Origin of the sequence: Pseudomonas fulva, from assembly GCF_023517795.1 — a bacterium.
GTDB classification, from domain to species: Bacteria; Pseudomonadota; Gammaproteobacteria; order Pseudomonadales; family Pseudomonadaceae; genus Aquipseudomonas; species Aquipseudomonas fulva_D.
Genome location: NZ_CP082928.1, coordinates 1,784,336 through 1,800,192, shown reverse-complemented (window position 1 = coordinate 1,800,192; position 15,857 = coordinate 1,784,336). Strand labels below are relative to the sequence as shown.

General features: G+C 66.0%; 15 protein-coding genes. 12 read left to right on the top strand and 3 right to left on the bottom strand.

Annotation, left to right across the window (positions count from 1 at the left end; translation table 11 throughout):
- Positions 1-248: 248 nt before the first annotated feature.
- Positions 249-1,004, bottom strand: coding sequence for an RsiV family protein (locus tag K8U54_RS08065; RefSeq protein WP_249909643.1), 756 nt, complete (start codon positions 1,002-1,004; stop codon positions 249-251).
- On the opposite strand from K8U54_RS08065, the gene K8U54_RS25185 reads away from it, so the two are divergent.
- From K8U54_RS25185 to K8U54_RS08020, 10 genes are all read left to right on the top strand, one after another.
- A complete protein-coding gene (locus K8U54_RS25185) occupies positions 1,003-1,128 on the top strand; it encodes a hypothetical protein (protein ID WP_283939404.1) in 126 nt (41 codons plus the stop codon). The genes K8U54_RS08065 and K8U54_RS25185 overlap by 2 nt on opposite strands.
- A 53-nt stretch (positions 1,129-1,181) precedes the next feature.
- A complete protein-coding gene (locus tag K8U54_RS08060) occupies positions 1,182-1,799 on the top strand; it encodes an NUDIX domain-containing protein (protein ID WP_249909642.1) in 618 nt (205 codons plus the stop codon).
- Positions 1,790-2,242 carry a DUF1249 domain-containing protein gene (locus tag K8U54_RS08055; protein WP_249909641.1) on the top strand — a complete coding sequence of 151 codons (453 nt, stop codon included), beginning with the start codon at positions 1,790-1,792 and terminating at the stop codon, positions 2,240-2,242. The genes K8U54_RS08060 and K8U54_RS08055 overlap by 10 nt, the downstream gene beginning before the upstream one ends.
- A gap of 114 nt (positions 2,243-2,356) precedes the next feature.
- On the top strand, positions 2,357-3,175 hold the full coding sequence (gene cpdA, locus K8U54_RS08050; protein ID WP_249909640.1) for a 3',5'-cyclic-AMP phosphodiesterase: 819 nt from the start codon (positions 2,357-2,359) through the stop codon (positions 3,173-3,175).
- A gap of 86 nt (positions 3,176-3,261) precedes the next feature.
- Positions 3,262-3,843, top strand: a complete 582-nt coding sequence (locus K8U54_RS08045) for a YqiA/YcfP family alpha/beta fold hydrolase (RefSeq protein ID WP_249909639.1) — start codon at positions 3,262-3,264, stop codon at positions 3,841-3,843.
- 45 nt (positions 3,844-3,888) lie between these two features.
- Complete coding sequence (gene parE / locus K8U54_RS08040; protein WP_249909638.1) at positions 3,889-5,787, top strand: DNA topoisomerase IV subunit B; 1,899 nt, start codon at positions 3,889-3,891, stop codon at positions 5,785-5,787.
- Positions 5,787-6,773 carry an esterase-like activity of phytase family protein gene (locus K8U54_RS08035; protein ID WP_249909637.1) on the top strand — a complete coding sequence of 329 codons (987 nt, stop codon included), beginning with the start codon at positions 5,787-5,789 and terminating at the stop codon, positions 6,771-6,773. Before parE ends, K8U54_RS08035 begins: the two co-directional genes overlap by 1 nt.
- Positions 6,770-7,294 (top strand): retropepsin-like aspartic protease family protein, encoded by a 525-nt coding sequence (locus K8U54_RS08030; RefSeq protein WP_249909636.1) that lies wholly within the window; start codon positions 6,770-6,772, stop codon positions 7,292-7,294. Before K8U54_RS08035 ends, K8U54_RS08030 begins: the two co-directional genes overlap by 4 nt.
- A 7-nt stretch (positions 7,295-7,301) precedes the next feature.
- A complete protein-coding gene (parC, locus tag K8U54_RS08025) occupies positions 7,302-9,551 on the top strand; it encodes a DNA topoisomerase IV subunit A (protein WP_249909635.1) in 2,250 nt (749 codons plus the stop codon).
- A gap of 255 nt (positions 9,552-9,806) precedes the next feature.
- Positions 9,807-10,511 (top strand): PqiC family protein, encoded by a 705-nt coding sequence (locus tag K8U54_RS08020; RefSeq protein ID WP_249909634.1) that lies wholly within the window; start codon positions 9,807-9,809, stop codon positions 10,509-10,511.
- Between the two features lie 10 nt (positions 10,512-10,521).
- Here K8U54_RS08020 and K8U54_RS08015 read toward each other — a convergent pair whose 3' ends face one another.
- Complete coding sequence (locus K8U54_RS08015) at positions 10,522-11,463, bottom strand: LysR family transcriptional regulator (RefSeq protein WP_249909633.1); 942 nt, start codon at positions 11,461-11,463, stop codon at positions 10,522-10,524.
- Positions 11,464-11,607: 144 nt separating this feature from the next.
- Between K8U54_RS08015 and K8U54_RS08010 the strand changes: the two genes are divergently transcribed.
- Both K8U54_RS08010 and sstT read left to right on the top strand, forming a co-directional pair.
- Positions 11,608-12,996, top strand: coding sequence for an L-serine ammonia-lyase (locus tag K8U54_RS08010; RefSeq protein WP_249909632.1), 1,389 nt, complete (start codon positions 11,608-11,610; stop codon positions 12,994-12,996).
- A 215-nt stretch (positions 12,997-13,211) separates the two neighbouring features.
- Complete coding sequence (sstT, locus tag K8U54_RS08005; RefSeq protein WP_249909631.1) at positions 13,212-14,444, top strand: serine/threonine transporter SstT; 1,233 nt, start codon at positions 13,212-13,214, stop codon at positions 14,442-14,444.
- Between the two features lie 58 nt (positions 14,445-14,502).
- Here sstT and K8U54_RS08000 read toward each other — a convergent pair whose 3' ends face one another.
- Positions 14,503-15,639 carry an NAD(P)/FAD-dependent oxidoreductase gene (locus K8U54_RS08000; RefSeq protein ID WP_434060020.1) on the bottom strand — a complete coding sequence of 379 codons (1,137 nt, stop codon included), beginning with the start codon at positions 15,637-15,639 and terminating at the stop codon, positions 14,503-14,505.
- Between the last annotated feature and the right edge of the window lie 218 nt (positions 15,640-15,857).

Genomic DNA, 15,857 nt, shown 5'->3' with positions numbered 1-15,857 from the left:
AGAGTCTTTCAGCCCAGGTTCGCCGATTTTGCCAGCTAAGTGGCGCAAGTGGACTTTCGTAGGGTGGACGACGCTTTACCCGTCCACCGCTCTGCGATCGCAATGGTGGATAAAAAGAGCGTTGTCCACCCTACGCTGGGAGCGGCCGCTTCTGCCTTGTAGCAGCCGCTTCATAAAGATCGTGGACAGGTTCCAAGCCTCAGCCGCAAGCGCATTGAGCATCGCGCTTGCGGCTGACCACCTCCTCTTTAGCGTGCGGCGCCAGGCATATAGGCCGGGCGCAGGATGCCCTGCAACTGGCTGTAGGGGATGAGGATTTCCGGATGGCCGTCGGAGTAGGGCGCCAGGCGGGCGACGTCGTACTTGAGCATCACCGCATCGGGATTCAGGGCGATGTTGGCGGTGCGCTCGAACGGCCAGGTCTTGCGGTACTCCACATCGTTGCCGTGGCCCTGGGCGATCAGCCAAGCCTGGTGGGCGCGCTGAGCGATCTGCCAGAACGCCGCCTCCTCGCCCGGCACCAGCATGTCCTGCAGGCTCAGCACCTTGTTCTGCTCACGATCGTAGTTGAGGTAGGTGCGCCCGGGCACGCCATGGGCGCCACCGATGAAGTGGTAGCTGGACAGCTCGATCACCACCAGTTGGTCATGCTGGCTGAACACCTTGGCCTGCAGGTAGCTGACCCAGCCCGGCTGGCCATTGGCGAGAAAGTCGCGTTCGTGTGCGGCCAGCGACTGGGGTCGCGTGCCGGTGGCATCTTTCACCAGGTCGAGCAGGGTGGCCTCGATGCGTGCATTGAGCTCGGGTTGGCCGCTTATGCGCTGCAGTTCCACGTTGACCAGCGGGCAATCCTGGGCGGTGCAATCGGCCGGCTTGTGCTCCCATTTTTCGTGGGTGGTGGCCACGCCTGCCGGCGCGTCGGAAGGGGACAGGCTCTGGCAGGCGCCAAGCAGCAGGGCGAGGCTGAAAAGGACACCGAGACGGGTAACGCTGGAGATCTTCATGCAGGAAAAAGCCATTGGCAGAGGGCGGGCGTTCGACTGCCTGACGGCAGGGGAGTTCGCGATTATTCGCCAATGCGTGCGGATCGGCCAGGCTTTCGCGGCGTCGCTTGCGGGAGAGCCTTGACAGCCCCTAGGATGGGCTCAATGTGTGCAGATGAACGAACGAGAGACCAGCAGATGAGCGAAACCTTCAACCCCGGCCCGGATGCGGTGGAAATCATCGAACGTGAGGAATGCTTCCGCGGCTTCTACCGACTGGATCGCTTTCACCTGCGCCACCGGCAGTTCTCCGGCGAGATGGGCCCGGTGCTGCGTCGCGAGCTGTTCATTCGCCACGATGCCGTGTGCGTGCTGCCCTACGACGCGGTGACCGACACGGTGGTGCTGATCGAGCAGTTCCGCGTCGGTGCCATGCACAAGGCCAGCAACCCCTGGTTGGTGGAACTGGTGGCCGGGCTGATCGACAAGAACGAGGAACCGGACGAAGTGGCACTGCGCGAGGCCGAGGAAGAGGCCGGGCTGACGCTCACCTCGCTGTGGCCGATCACCCGCTATTTCCCCTCGCCAGGCGGTTCCGACGAGTTCGTCCATCTGTTCCTCGGCCGCTGCAGCAGTGCCGGCGTGGGCGGTGTACATGGCCTGGAAGAAGAGGGCGAAGACATCCGCGTGCAGGTGTGGCCCTTCGAGGACGCCCTGCAGGCGGTCAAGGACGGCAAGATCAACAATGCGGCGAGCATCATCGCCCTGCAGTGGCTGGCGCTCAATCGCGCCGAGGTCCGGGGTCTATGGGGTTGAACCTGCTGCGCGAGCGCTACCGGGTCGACCTGATCGAGCTGCAGGCGGCTTGCGAAGCCAATTATGCGCGGCTGATGCGTTTGCTGCCCGGCATGCGTGAGGCCCAGGGGGCGCGGCGTGTCGCCCTCAGCCAGGGCGAGCGGCAGCTTGGCGTGCTGGCGCTGGAAGTGGTGGAGAGCTGCCCCTATACCTCCACCGTGCAGGTGCGCCAGGAGCACAGCCTGCCCTGGTTGCCGGTGCCGCAGCTGGAAGTGCGCGTCTACCACGACGCGCGCATGGCCGAGGTCACCGGCGCCCAGAGTGCCCGGCGCTTCCGGGGCATCTACCCCTATCCCAACGCCGCCATGCACCAGCCGGACGAGAAAACCCAGCTCAACGTGTTTCTCGGCGAATGGCTGAGCCACTGCCTGGCCTGCGGACACGAAACCGAACCGCTGCTATGATTGATGGCCATTGGCCATGAAAATGCGTCGGATTTCTGTGAACCAGTGCGTGTTTACGGGTTTACCGGCTCGCTTGCCGCTTCCATAATTCGCGCTCATTCAAGGAGAAGCACCTTGGCGCGTGCGCTTGTTTCCCCCTCAGCCGATTCTTCGGTGCTGCTGGTGCAGCTCACCGACAGCCATCTGTTCGCCGATGCGGACGGCAGGCTGCTGGGCATGGACACCGCCGACAGCCTGGGGCGGGTGGTCGAGCAGGTGCTCAAGGAGCAGCCGGCCATCGATCTGATCCTAGCCACCGGCGACCTGTCCCAGGACGGCAGCGCGGCCTCCTACGCGCGCTTCGTCGAATTGAGCGCGGCGATCGATGCGCCGGCCCGCTGGATTCCCGGCAACCACGACGACGTACCCACCATGCAGGCCGCCTGCGTCGGCACCGACCTGCTCGAGCCGGTGGTCGACCTGGGCAACTGGCGCATCACGCTGCTCGATTCGTCGATCCCCGGCGCCGTGCCCGGCTATCTGCAGGAGGACCAGCTGGTGCTGCTCGAGCGGGCCCTGAGTGAAGCGCCGGATCGCCATCACCTGATCTGCCTGCACCATCACCCGGTGGATATCGGTTGCCAGTGGATGGCGCCGATCGGCCTGCGCAACCCTGATGCCCTGTTCGCGCTGCTGCAGCGCTTTCCCCAGGTGCGCGCCGTGCTCTGGGGCCATGTGCACCAGAGCATCGATACCCAGCATGGTGACCTGCGGTTGCTGGCTTCACCCTCTACCTGCGTGCAGTTCACCCCGGGCAGCGAGGATTTCCAGGCCGACAGCGCGGCGCCGGGCTACCGCTGGCTGCGCCTGCACGACGACGGTCGCCTGGACACCGGCGTTTCACGGGTCGAGGGCTTCGTGTTCGAGCCCGACTACAGCATTGGCGGCTACTGAGGCGCGTTGCGCCAATGGCGCATCGACACCAAGGGCGGCGACGGCAGCGCTTGCAGCCTGCCGGCTGGCGCTAGTAGCCTCCCGTTATGACCAATAGCATTCTTTATATCCATGGCCTCAACAGCTCGCCGGCGTCCACCAAGGCCAGCCAGCTGACCGCCGCCATGACCGCCCGCGGCCTGCAGGCCCAACTGCGGGTTCCGGCCCTGCACCATCATCCTCGTCAGGCCATTGCCCAGCTCGAGGCGCTGATCGCCGAGCTGGGACGGCCCACGCTGGTCGGCAGCTCGCTGGGCGGCTACTATGCGACCCACCTGGCCGAGCGGCACGGACTCAAGGCGCTGCTGATCAACCCGGCGGTGCGCCCCCACGAGCTGTTCGACGGCTACCTGGGCACGCAGACCAACCTTTACAGCAACGAAACCTGGGAACTGACCGCCGACCATGTGACGGCCCTGGCCGAACTCGCGGTCGAGCCGCCGACCGACCCGGCGCGTTACCAGGTGTGGCTGCAGACTGGCGACGAGACCCTCGATTACCGGCGTGCCCAGGCCTACTACCGGCACTGCGCCCTGCGCATCGAAGCGGGCGGCGACCACGGTTTCCAGGGCTTCGCCGAGCGCCTGCCGATGTTGTTCGCCTTTGCCGGCATTGCGGCCGCCGCCTGAGCGGGCGCCCCGAATCCCCGATCAATCAGAGCATTGCAGAGACCCATGGCCCAGCAAAACGCCTACAACGCCGATGCCATCGAAGTGCTTTCCGGCCTTGACCCGGTGCGCAAGCGCCCGGGGATGTACACCGATACCACGCGCCCCAACCACCTGGCCCAGGAAGTCATCGACAACAGCGTCGACGAAGCCCTGGCCGGTCACGCCAAGTCCATCCAGGTGATCCTCCACGAGGACAATTCCCTGGAAGTGATCGACGACGGCCGCGGCATGCCGGTGGACATCCACCCCGAAGAGGGGGTGCCGGGCGTCGAGCTGATCCTTACCAAGCTGCACGCCGGCGGCAAGTTCAGCAACAAGAACTACCAGTTCTCCGGCGGGCTGCACGGCGTTGGCATCTCGGTGGTCAACGCCCTGTCGACCCGTGTGCAAGTGCGCGTCAAGCGCGACGGCAGCGAGTACGCCATGGCCTTCGCCGATGGCTTCAAGGCCAGCGACCTGGAGGTGATCGGCTCCGTCGGCAAGCGCAATACCGGCACCAGCGTGCACTTCTGGCCGGACGCCAAGTATTTCGATTCCCACAAGTTCTCGGTCAGCCGCCTCAAGCACGTGCTCAAGGCCAAGGCCGTGCTGTGCCCGGGCCTGGCGGTCAGCTTCCATGACAAGGCCAGCAACGAGAAGGTCGAGTGGCTGTACGAAGACGGCCTGCGCTCCTACCTGGTCGATGCGGTCAGCGAATTCGAGCGCCTGCCCAATGAACCGTTCTGCGGCAGCCTGGCCGGCAACAAGGAAGCCGTGGACTGGGCACTGCTGTGGCTGCCCGAAGGTGGCGACGCGGTGCAGGAAAGCTACGTCAACCTGATTCCCACCGCCCAGGGCGGCACCCACGTCAACGGCCTGCGCCAGGGCCTGCTGGACGCCATGCGCGAGTTCTGCGAGTTCCGCAACCTGCTGCCGCGCGGCGTCAAGCTGGCGCCCGAGGACGTCTGGGAGCGCATCGCCTTCGTGCTGTCGATGAAGATGCAGGACGCCCAGTTCTCCGGGCAGACCAAGGAGCGCCTGTCGTCCCGCGAGGCCTCGGCCTTCGTCTCCGGTGTGGTCAAGGACGCCTTCAGCCTGTGGCTCAACGCCCACCCGGAGTTCGGCCAGCAGCTCGCCGAGCTGGCGATCAGCAATGCCAGCCGCCGCCTCAAGGCCGGCAAGAAGGTCGAGCGCAAGAAGATCACCCAGGGCCCGGCGCTGCCCGGCAAACTGGCCGACTGCGCGGGCCAGAACCCGCTGCGCTGCGAGCTGTTCCTGGTCGAGGGTGACTCCGCCGGCGGCAGCGCCAAGCAGGCGCGGGACAAGGAGTTCCAGGCGATCATGCCGCTGCGCGGCAAGATCCTCAACACCTGGGAAGTGGACGGTGGCGAGGTGCTGGCCAGCCAGGAGGTGCATGACATCGCCGTGGCCATCGGCATCGACCCCGGCTCCAACGATCTCTCCGGGCTGCGCTACGGCAAGATCTGCATCCTCGCCGACGCCGACTCCGACGGCCTGCACATCGCCACGCTGCTCTGCGCGCTGTTCGTGCGCCACTTCCGGCCGCTGGTCGACGCCGGCCATGTCTACGTGGCGATGCCGCCGCTGTACCGCATCGACCTGGGCAAGGACATCTACTACGCCCTCGACGAAGCCGAACGCGACGGCATTCTCGATCGCCTGGTCGCCGAGAAGAAGCGCGGCAAGCCCCAGGTCACCCGCTTCAAGGGCCTGGGCGAGATGAACCCGCCGCAACTGCGCGAAACCACCATGGACCCCAACACCCGGCGCCTGGTGCAGCTGACCCTCGAGGATTTCGAGGGTACCCGCGAGGTGATGGACATGCTGCTGGCCAAGAAGCGCGCCGGCGACCGTAAATCCTGGCTGGAGTCCAAGGGCAACCTGGCCGAGGTGCTGCTCTGATGCGCCAGCTGTTCGGCGCCCTGCTGTTCGCAGCCGTGACGCCGGTGCTGGCCGACACACCGCCACTCGAGGAACTCAGACTGGTCAGCGAACACCCGGTGGACGGCATGGACGCTGGCAACCTGTCGGGCCTGGCCTGGTGCGGCGATGCGCTGTGGGCGGTATCCGACCGCGAGGACGATCGCCTGTACCGCCTGGATTCGTCGGCCAGCGTCTGGCAGGCCGAGGCCGAACGTTTCGTGGCGCCGCCGGCACCGGACATGCCGTTGCCCTGGGGGCTGCGCATGCGCTCGTGGATCGTCGGCCTGGTGCGCGGCGGTCACCTGGATTTCGAAGGTATTTCCTGTGACGCCAAGGGCAATCGCTATCTGGTCAGCGAAACCCGCGCGGCGGTGCTGCAGGTGCCGCCGGCCGCCGATGCGCAATGGCTGAACCTGCCTGACGGCATGGTGCGCCAGGCCCGGGCCAGCGGCATGCTGCTGCATTTCAATTCGCTGTTCGAGGGCATCGCCGTCGATCCGGCCGGCGAACGCCTGTGGCTGGCCGCGGAGAAGGAGCGGCGCGGCTTGGTGGTGCTGCACAACCGCCGTTCTACCTGGCGCTGCGAAGGCGGTTGCGTGCTGCTCAACGAGGGCGGTGAGGAGACCTCGCCCGAAGCGCTCGGCGGCCGGCCTGCGCCGGTGGACTTCTCCGACCTGGCCTTCTTCGAAGAGAAGCTCTACACCCTGGAGCGCCAGGCCCATCGTCTCTGTCGACGCACGCCGGCCACCGGCGAAGTGGAGCGGTGCTGGTCGTTCGCCGCCGAAGCGCTGACCGATGAGCGCCGCTATCCCATGCACTACGGCGTTGCCGAGGCGCTGTCGATGGACGGCGAAGGCGCCTGGATCGGCCTCGACAATGGTGGCCATGCCCGCGGCGACGGCGAGCAGCGCCCGCTGGTCTGGCGCTTTGCCGCGCCAGGCGGCGGCTGGGGTGCCACCCCGTGAGCGAGCAGCCCGCAGGCCGTCGTGCCGGCCGGGTGATGCTGGTGCTCGCCTGGGGCGCCGGCCTGCTGCTGGCCACGCATTTGTTCGGTAATTGGGAGGATGCCAAGCAGCATCCCAATCGCCAGCCGGAATCGGTACATGGTGATGATTATGTCGAAGTGCGCCTGGCCAGCAGCCCCGGCGGGCATTATCGGGTCGACGGGCAGATCAACGGCGAGGCGGTGAGTTTTCTGCTCGACACCGGCGCCACCCAGGTCGCCATCCCCAGCCAGGTCGCCCGCGACCTCGGTCTGCAGGCCGGCGCGCCGGTGCAGATCCGCACCGCCAACGGCATCGCCACGGCGCACCGCACGCGCCTGGAGCGCTTGCAGCTCGGCGATATCGTCCTGCATGACGTGTCGGCGCTGATCGCGCCGGGCATGGATGGCGACGAAATCCTGCTGGGCATGAGCGCCTTGAAACACCTTGAATTCAGTCAGCGCGACGGCACCCTGATGCTGCGCCAATCAACCTTGCAATGAGGCACGCATGAGCGAAACCCTCGATCTGAGCCTGGACGGCGTCGAACGCCGTTCCCTTGCCGACTTCACCGAGCAGGCTTATCTCAACTATTCCATGTACGTGATCATGGACCGCGCGCTGCCGCATATCGGCGACGGCCTGAAGCCCGTGCAGCGGCGCATCGTCTATGCGATGAGCGAGCTGGGCCTGGACGCCGACGCCAAGCACAAGAAGTCGGCGCGTACCGTCGGTGACGTGCTCGGCAAGTTCCATCCCCACGGCGACAGCGCCTGCTACGAAGCCATGGTGCTGATGGCCCAGCCGTTCAGCTACCGGTATACGCTGGTCGACGGCCAGGGCAACTGGGGTGCGCCGGACGATCCCAAGTCGTTCGCCGCCATGCGCTACACCGAGGCGCGGCTGTCGCGCTATTCCGAAGTGCTGCTGAGCGAACTGGGCCAGGGCACCGTGGACTGGGTGCCGAACTTCGACGGCACGATGAACGAGCCAGCGACCCTGCCGGCGCGGCTTCCCAACCTCTTGTTGAACGGCACCACCGGCATCGCCGTGGGCATGGCCACCGACGTGCCGCCGCACAACCTGCGTGAAGTGGCCGCCGCCTGCGTGCGCCTGATCGACGAGCCCAGTGCCACGGTCGAGCAGCTGTGCGAGCACGTGCAGGGCCCGGATTACCCGACCGAGGCGGAAGTCATCACCCCACGCGCCGACCTGCTGAAGATCTACGAAACCGGCCGCGGCTCGGTGCGCATGCGCGCCGTGTACGGCGTCGAGGACGGCGACATCGTGGTCACCGCGCTGCCCCATCAGGTGTCCGGCTCCAAGGTGCTGGAACAGATCGCCAGCCAGATGCAGGCCAAGAAGCTGCCGATGGTCGCCGACCTGCGCGACGAGTCGGACCACGAGAACCCGTGCCGCATCGTCATCATCCCGCGTTCCAACCGCGTCGATGCCGATGAGCTGATGACCCACCTGTTCGCCACCACCGATCTGGAGTCCAGCTACCGGGTCAACACCAACGTCATCGGCCTGGACGGCAAGCCCCAGGTCAAGAACCTGCGGCAGATGCTCGTCGAATGGCTGCAGTACCGCCTTGGCACCGTGCGTCGCCGCCTGCAGTTCCGCCTGGACAAGGTCGAGAAGCGCCTGCACCTGTTGGAAGGCCTGCTGGTCGCCTTCCTCAACCTCGACGAAGTGATCCACATCATCCGCACCGAGGAGCATCCCAAGGCGCGCCTGATCGAGCGCTTCGCGCTGAGCGAGATCCAGGCCGACTACATCCTCGACACCCGCCTGCGTCAGCTGGCGCGTCTGGAGGAGATGAAGTTGCGGGGCGAGCAGGACGAACTGCTCAAGGAACGCGACAAGCTGCTGGCGCTGCTGGGCAGCGAGGCCAAGCTGAAGAAGCTGGTGCGCAAGGAAATCCTCGAAGACGCCGAAAAATACGGCGACGACCGCCGTTCGCCGATCGTCGCCCGTGCCGAAGCCCGCGCGCTGTCGGAAACCGAGCTGATGCCCACCGAGCCGGTGACCGTGGTGATCTCCGAAAAAGGTTGGGTACGCTGCGCCAAGGGTCACGACATCGATGCCACGGGCCTGTCCTACAAGGCCGGTGACGGCTTCAAGGCCGCCGCTCCCGGGCGCTCCAACCAGTACGCGGTATTCATCGACTCGACCGGCAGAAGCTATTCGCTGGCCGCCCACAGCCTGCCCTCGGCCCGTGGCCAGGGCGAGCCGCTGACCGGTCGTCTGACGCCACCGCCGGGCGCCTCCTTCGAGTGCGTACTGCTGCCCGATGACGAGGCGCTGTACGTGATCGCTTCCGACGCCGGCTACGGCTTCGTGGTCAAGGGCGAGGACCTGCAGGCCAAGAACAAGGCCGGCAAGGCGCTGCTCAGCCTGCCCAATGGCGCGCGCGTGGTGGCCCCGCGGCCCCTCGCCAACCGCGAGGAGGACTGGCTGGCCGCGGTGACCACCGAAGGCCGCCTGCTGCTGTTCAAGGTCGCTGACCTGCCGCAGCTGGGCAAGGGCAAGGGCAACAAGATCATCGGCATTCCCGGCGATCGGGTGGCCAGCCGCGAGGAGTACCTCACCGACCTGGCCGTGCTGCCGGCAGGCGCCACCCTTGTGTTGCAGGCTGGCAAGCGTACCCTGTCCCTGAAGGCCGATGACCTCGAACACTACAAGGGCGAGCGCGGCCGGCGCGGCAATAAGTTGCCGCGTGGCTTCCAGCGCGTGGATGCCCTGCTGGTCGAGTAGCGCGGCTGGCCAATGGCCTGGGGCTGGAGTTAACGGGCGGTTTATCGGATGATACCGCCCCTCATGGGCTCGCCGAATGGCGAGCCATTTGCCATCGTTATGGTCGTGCGTCGGGTGGCAGGCGCCTTGCATATGCACAGGGATTATCAGTGCCCGCCGGCTGTTGGCCGGTGCGGTGATTTATCTATTTTTTGTTATCGGCTTTTTTCACCTGTAGCCACGATCGCTGGCCTTGCCGCCAGCCGGAAGACATTGATGATTGCTAAGCGGCTTCCTCTCACCCTGCTTCTCACCGGTCTGCTGATGCTGACCGGTTGCTCGCACCTGATGCCTGTATCCCTCTACCAGCTCGACGGTGGCCCGACGGCCAGCAAGACCGCGGACAAGGATGGCATGAGCGTATTGTTGGGCCCGATCACCGTGGCCGATTACCTGCAGCGCGAAACCCTGCTGCAGCGCCAGGACGACGGCAGCCTGAGCCCGGCCCTGACCTCGCGCTGGGCCGGCAGCCTGGCCACCGACCTGGATCGCCAGGTGCTGCGCCAGCTGTCCAACCGGATCAACAGCCAGCGCCTGGTGCTGGCCTCGGACAATCCCAACTACAAGGCCCAGGTGCAGGTGCTGCTGTCGGTCACCCGCCTGGATTCCGGCCCGCGCCAGCCGGCGGTGCTCGAAGGCCAGTGGCGCCTGGTCGGCCGTGACGGGCAACTGCTCGACACCCGCCTGGTGCACCTGGAAGAGAAGCACAAGGGGCCGGTCGCCGATCAGGTCCGCGCCCAGAGCGCCGTGGTGCAGCAGTTGGTCGAGCAACTGGCCGCTGCGGTGAAGAGCCATGCCAACACGCCGATCGCCGCCGAGGAACCGCGGCGCAAGACGCCGGTGCCGGCCGCACGGCAGGAGCCACCGAAGATGCCGGTGGCCGAGCCGATTCGCATCGACGCCGAAGTCTTCCGCTTCTGATGCCGGCGGGTCAGGCCAGGCCTGACCCGCTTTCGGCTTCTTCTCGCTGGTAGCCCTCCAGCACGCCTGCCGTGCGTACCGCCTCGTCGAGAAACACCGTCACGGCCGGGTGCTTGCGTTCGCCCTTGCGGTAGGCGAGGAAGATCTTGCGCTGGATGGCCGGGGCCAGGCGCACGGCGGTGACGCCCTCCACCGGCCGCAGCAGGCGCAGGCCCGAGACCACCGAAATCGAATTGCCCGAGGCGACCATCGCCGCGACCATCTCGAAGCCCGCGCAGTGGGCGTTGATGCGTGGGGTGAAGCCCGAGCGACGGCACAGGTTGGCGATGAATTCGCCGAACGAGCTGTTGGTGGAATCCAGTGCCCAGGCTTCGTCCTGCAGATCGGCGATGGTCAGCGTGGCGCGCGAGGCCAGGGGATGGGTGACGGGCAGCAGCACGTGCAGGCGGTCCTCGGTCAGCGGAATCAGTTCGTAGTGCTCCTGGCGCGCCTTGCCGGCACCGGCCAGGTCATCGACCACCGCCACGTCGATTTGCCAGGCGCTGAGCGCGCTGAGGCTTTCCTGGGGCTCCAGGTCGGCGACCACCACTTCCAGGCGCGGGTAGGCCTGGCGCAGGTTGTGCACGATGGGCGCGACCAACGCCACGGCGATCGACGGGAATGCCGCGACGCGCAGCTCACCGGCGATCTCGCTGCGCATCTGCGCCAGCTCCGAGCGTGCCTCGTCGAGAATCACCAGAATCCGTTCCACGTGCGCCACCAGCCGGGTCCCCGCCGGCGTCAGTACCACGCCACGCCCACGCCGTTCGATCAGTGCCACGTCGGCCTCGCGCTCCAGCTGCGCGACCTGCTGGGATACTGCGGACGGAGTTAGGTGCAGGAACTCGGCGGTCGCCGCCATGGTGCCGCAGCGGGCCAGTTCGCGCAGGGTACGCAGGCGGATCAGATCCATGCTGAAAGCTCGACAGGTAAGATTTGCTAATCAATGCAGTAAGAATAAATCAGTATACATAACGTAATTCGGCTTTTAGATTTTTCTCACCGACGGTGCTTGACCGTGCATCCCGTCCCAACCTCACAGAAGAAAAATACCGCCATGGCCGTCAGCGTATTCGACCTGTTCAAAGTGGGCATCGGCCCATCGAGTTCACACACCGTTGGCCCGATGCGTGCGGCCGCCCTGTTCACCCATGCCCTGGAGAACCAGGGGCACATGCCGAGCGTGGTGCGCGTGGTCGCCGAGCTGTACGGCTCCCTGGGCGCCACCGGCAAGGGCCATGGCAGCGACAAGGCGGTGCTGCTGGGGCTCAGCGGCCATGAACCGGATACCGTGGATGTCGAGCAGGTTGCCGGCTATATCGATGCCATTCGCACCGACAGGCGTATCCTGCTGCCGGGCGGGCACACGGTGCCTTTCAACGAAAAGACCGACCTGAAGATGATCCGCAAGGCGCTGCCGCTGCACGCCAACGGCCTGCGTTTCGCGGCTTTCGATGCTGCCGGCATCCAGCTGCACGAGGCCACCTACTACTCGGTGGGTGGCGGGTTCGTGGTCAGCGAGGCGGTGCTCGCCGATGGTTCCAAGCACAAGGTGATCGCCCCGGACGCGACCGCGCTGCCATTGCCGTTTCGCACCGGTGCCGACCTCCTGCGCCTAAGTCGCGAATACGGCGTGGGCATCGCCGAGATCATGCGTCGCAACGAGCGCCACTGGCGCACCGACGAAGAGATCGACAAGGGCCTGCTGGCGATCTGGAAGGTGATGCAGGGCTGCGTCGAGCGCGGTTGCCGCACCGAGGGCATTCTGCCCGGCGGCTTCAAGGTGCGCCGTCGCGCGGCGATCCTGGCACGCAAGCTGGGCGGCTTCCAGCGCAGCTACACCGAAGACCCGCTGCGCATGCTCGACTGGGTCAACCTGTGGGCGCTGGCGGTGAACGAAGAGAACGCCGCCGGTGGCCGGGTGGTCACCGCGCCCACCAACGGCGCCGCCGGGATCATCCCGGCGGTGCTGCATTACTACGCCAATGCCATTTCCGGTGCCAACGAGCGCGGCATCATCGATTTTTTGCTCACCGCTGGTGCCATCGGCATCCTGTACAAGGAAAACGCCTCGATCAGCGGTGCCGAGGTGGGCTGCCAGGGCGAGGTCGGCGTGGCCTGCTCGATGGCCGCCGGCGCCTTGTGCGCAGTGCTGGGCGGTACCCCCGAACAGGTCGAGAATGCCGCCGAGATCGGCATGGAGCACCACCTGGGCCTGACCTGCGACCCGGTCGGCGGCCTGGTGCAGATCCCCTGCATCGAGCGCAACGCCATCGCCTCGGTGAAGGCCATCAACGCGGCGCGCATGGCGCTGTACGGCGACGGCGCGCACTACGTGAGCCTGGACAAGGTGATCAAGACCATGCGCGAAACCGGCGCCGACATGCTGACCAAATACAAGGAAACCGCCCGCGGCGGTCTGGCCGTGAACATCATCGAGTGCTGATTCCAGCCGTTCGTTAGTGCCCCGATGCGAGCCGTTGCGGCTCGTATCGGCGGCTTGAACCGACCGCCCGGGCGATCCGGGTGGCGCCTATCCCGGCCGCGTCCCTTATAATCGCCGGATGACTTGGGGTGACCTGCCCGGTTGGCGTGGTTCGTACCCTTGCTGACCTGTCCCCCAATGCCATCAAGCCTAGAATTCTGGACAGCGTCTACAACATGAATACTCTTAAACGCATTGCTTCCGCCTACTCGAACAGCAGCCTGGTGCTCCGCATCTTCATCGGCCTGGTGCTCGGCATTCTGCTCGCCTATTTCGCCCCCGACGCCGCACTCAAGGTCGGCCTGCTCGGCGAACTGTTCGTCCTCGCCCTGAAGGCCGTCGCACCGGTGCTGGTACTGGTGCTGGTGATCTCGTCCCTGGCGGCCCATCAGAGTGGCCAGCCCACCCATATCCGCCCGGTGCTGCTGATGTACCTGATCAGCACCTTCAGCGCCGCAGCCCTGGCGGTGTGCGCCAGCTTCCTGTTCCCCACCATGCTGTCGCTGGATGTCGGCTCGGCCGAAGGCAACCCGCCCGGCAGCATCATCGAGGTGCTGCACAACCTGCTGACCAGCATCTTCGTCGGCCCGGTGCAGGCGCTCAACACCTCCAACTACATCGCCATCCTGGCCTGGGCAATCGCCCTGGGACTGTTCCTGCGCAACGCCGCGCCAAGCACGCGCACCATGCTGCATGACCTGTCGGGCGCCTTCACCCAGGTAGTGCGCTTCGTCATCAACCAGGCGCCGATCGGTATCTTCGGTCTGGTGGCCAGCACCCTGGCCCAGTCCGGTTTCGAGGCGCTGTATGGCTATGCGCGCCTGTTGATGGTGATGATCGGCTGCATGCTGATCGTGACCCTGGTCATCAACCCGTTGCTGGCCTACCTGAAGATGCGCCGCAATCCCTATCCGCTGCTGTTCACCGTGCTGCGCGAGAGCGCGGTGACCGCCTTCTTCACCCGCAGTTCGGCGGCCAACATTCCGGTCAACCTGCGCCTGTGCGAGAAGCTCAAGCTGGACAAGGACACCTACTCGATCACCATTCCGCTGGGCGCGACCATCAACATGGCCGGCGCGGCGATCACCATTTCCGTGATGGCACTGGCGACCACCCACACCCTGGGTATCAGCGTCGACCTGCCCACCGCGCTGCTGCTGTGCGTGGTGTCGTCCCTGGCGGCGGCGGGCGTCTCCGGCGTGGCCGGCGGTTCGCTGCTGCTGATTCCGATGGCCACCAGCCTGTTCGGCATCGACACCGAGATCGCCATGCAGGTCGTGGCCATCGGCTTCGTCATCGGCGTGGTGCAGGATTCCTTCGAAACGGCGCTCAACTCCCACACCGACGTGGTGTTCACCGCAGCGGTGTCCTACGCGGGGGAGACCCAGGCCGGTCGGGTCGATGTCTGACCTGAGCTGCTAAAAAAAAACGCGCCCTCGGGCGCGTTTTTTCATGGGCGGCCGCCGGCTACACGTATTGCGCCGCCGCGTAGCCGGAGGCCCAGGCCCACTGGAAATTGAAGCCGCCCAGGTGCCCGGTGACGTCCAGCACTTCGCCAACGAAATACAGCCCCGGTGATTTCAGCGACTCCAGGGTCTTGGACGACACCTGGCGGGTGTCGACGCCGCCCAGGGTGACTTCGGCGGTGCGGTAGCCCTCGGTGCCGGCGGGTACCAGCTGCCAGTTGGCCAGGCGCTCGGCAATCGCCTTCAGCTCGGCCGGCGTGTATTGCTTCATCGGCTTGGAGGCGAACCACTGCTCGGCCAGCAGGCCGGCCATTTTCTTGGTGAACAGCTCGCCGAGCAGAGTCTTCAGCTCGCTGTTGGGCCGCTCGCGTTGTTGCGTCTGCAGCCACTCGGGCAGGTCGATATGCGGCAGCAGGTCGATGCTCAACGTGTCACCGGGCTGCCAATACGAGGAAATCTGCAGGATCGCCGGGCCGCTGAGGCCGCGGTGGGTAAACAGGATGTTCTCCACGAAGCTCTGGCCGTTGCAGCTCACCCGGCAATCCTCCACCGAGGTGCCCGACAGCTCCGTGCACAGGGTCTTCAGCTGTGGGTCGGTCACCGTGAAGGGCACCAGGCCGGCGCGGGCGGGCAGCAGCTCGTGGCCGAACTGGCGCGCGATCTGGTAGCCGAAGCCGCTGGCGCCGAGGGTCGGAATCGACAGCCCACCGGTGGCGATCACCAGGGACTCACAGGCGACGGCACCGAGGCTGGTGGCCAGGCGATAACCGTCGCCTGCACGTTCGATGGCACCCACCGAGGTAGCCAGACGCAGGTCGACGCCGGCTTGCTCGCATTCCTCCAGCAGCATGGCGAGGATGTCGCTGGACTTGTTGTCGCAGAACAGCTGGCCGAGCTTCTTCTCGTGGTAGGGCACGCCGTGCTTGGCGACCAGGGCGATGAAATCCCACTGGGTGAAGCGCGCCAGCGCCGACTTGCAGAAGTGCGGGTTGTGCGAGAGGAAGTTGCCAGGCTCGCAGTACAGGTTGGTGAAGTTGCAGCGCCCGCCACCGGACATCAGAATCTTCTTGCCGGCCTTGTTGGCGTGGTCGAGCAGCAGCACGCGCCGCCCGCGGGCAGCGGCGGTCATCGCGCACATCAGCCCGGCGGCACCGGCACCGATGATGACAACCTGGGGTGAAAGCACGGCATGTTCCTCATACGCTGGGCGCCGGGCATGGCAGGGCCGGCGCGAAACGGCGCAGTTTACCTGAAGGCATGGCAAGGCTGTGGGCATACGCGGGGCAGCGGGTCCGCTCCACCCGTGGGCGCCTGCAGGTAACCCGAACCCCGGATGTGTCGCTCAGGTCTAGCGAA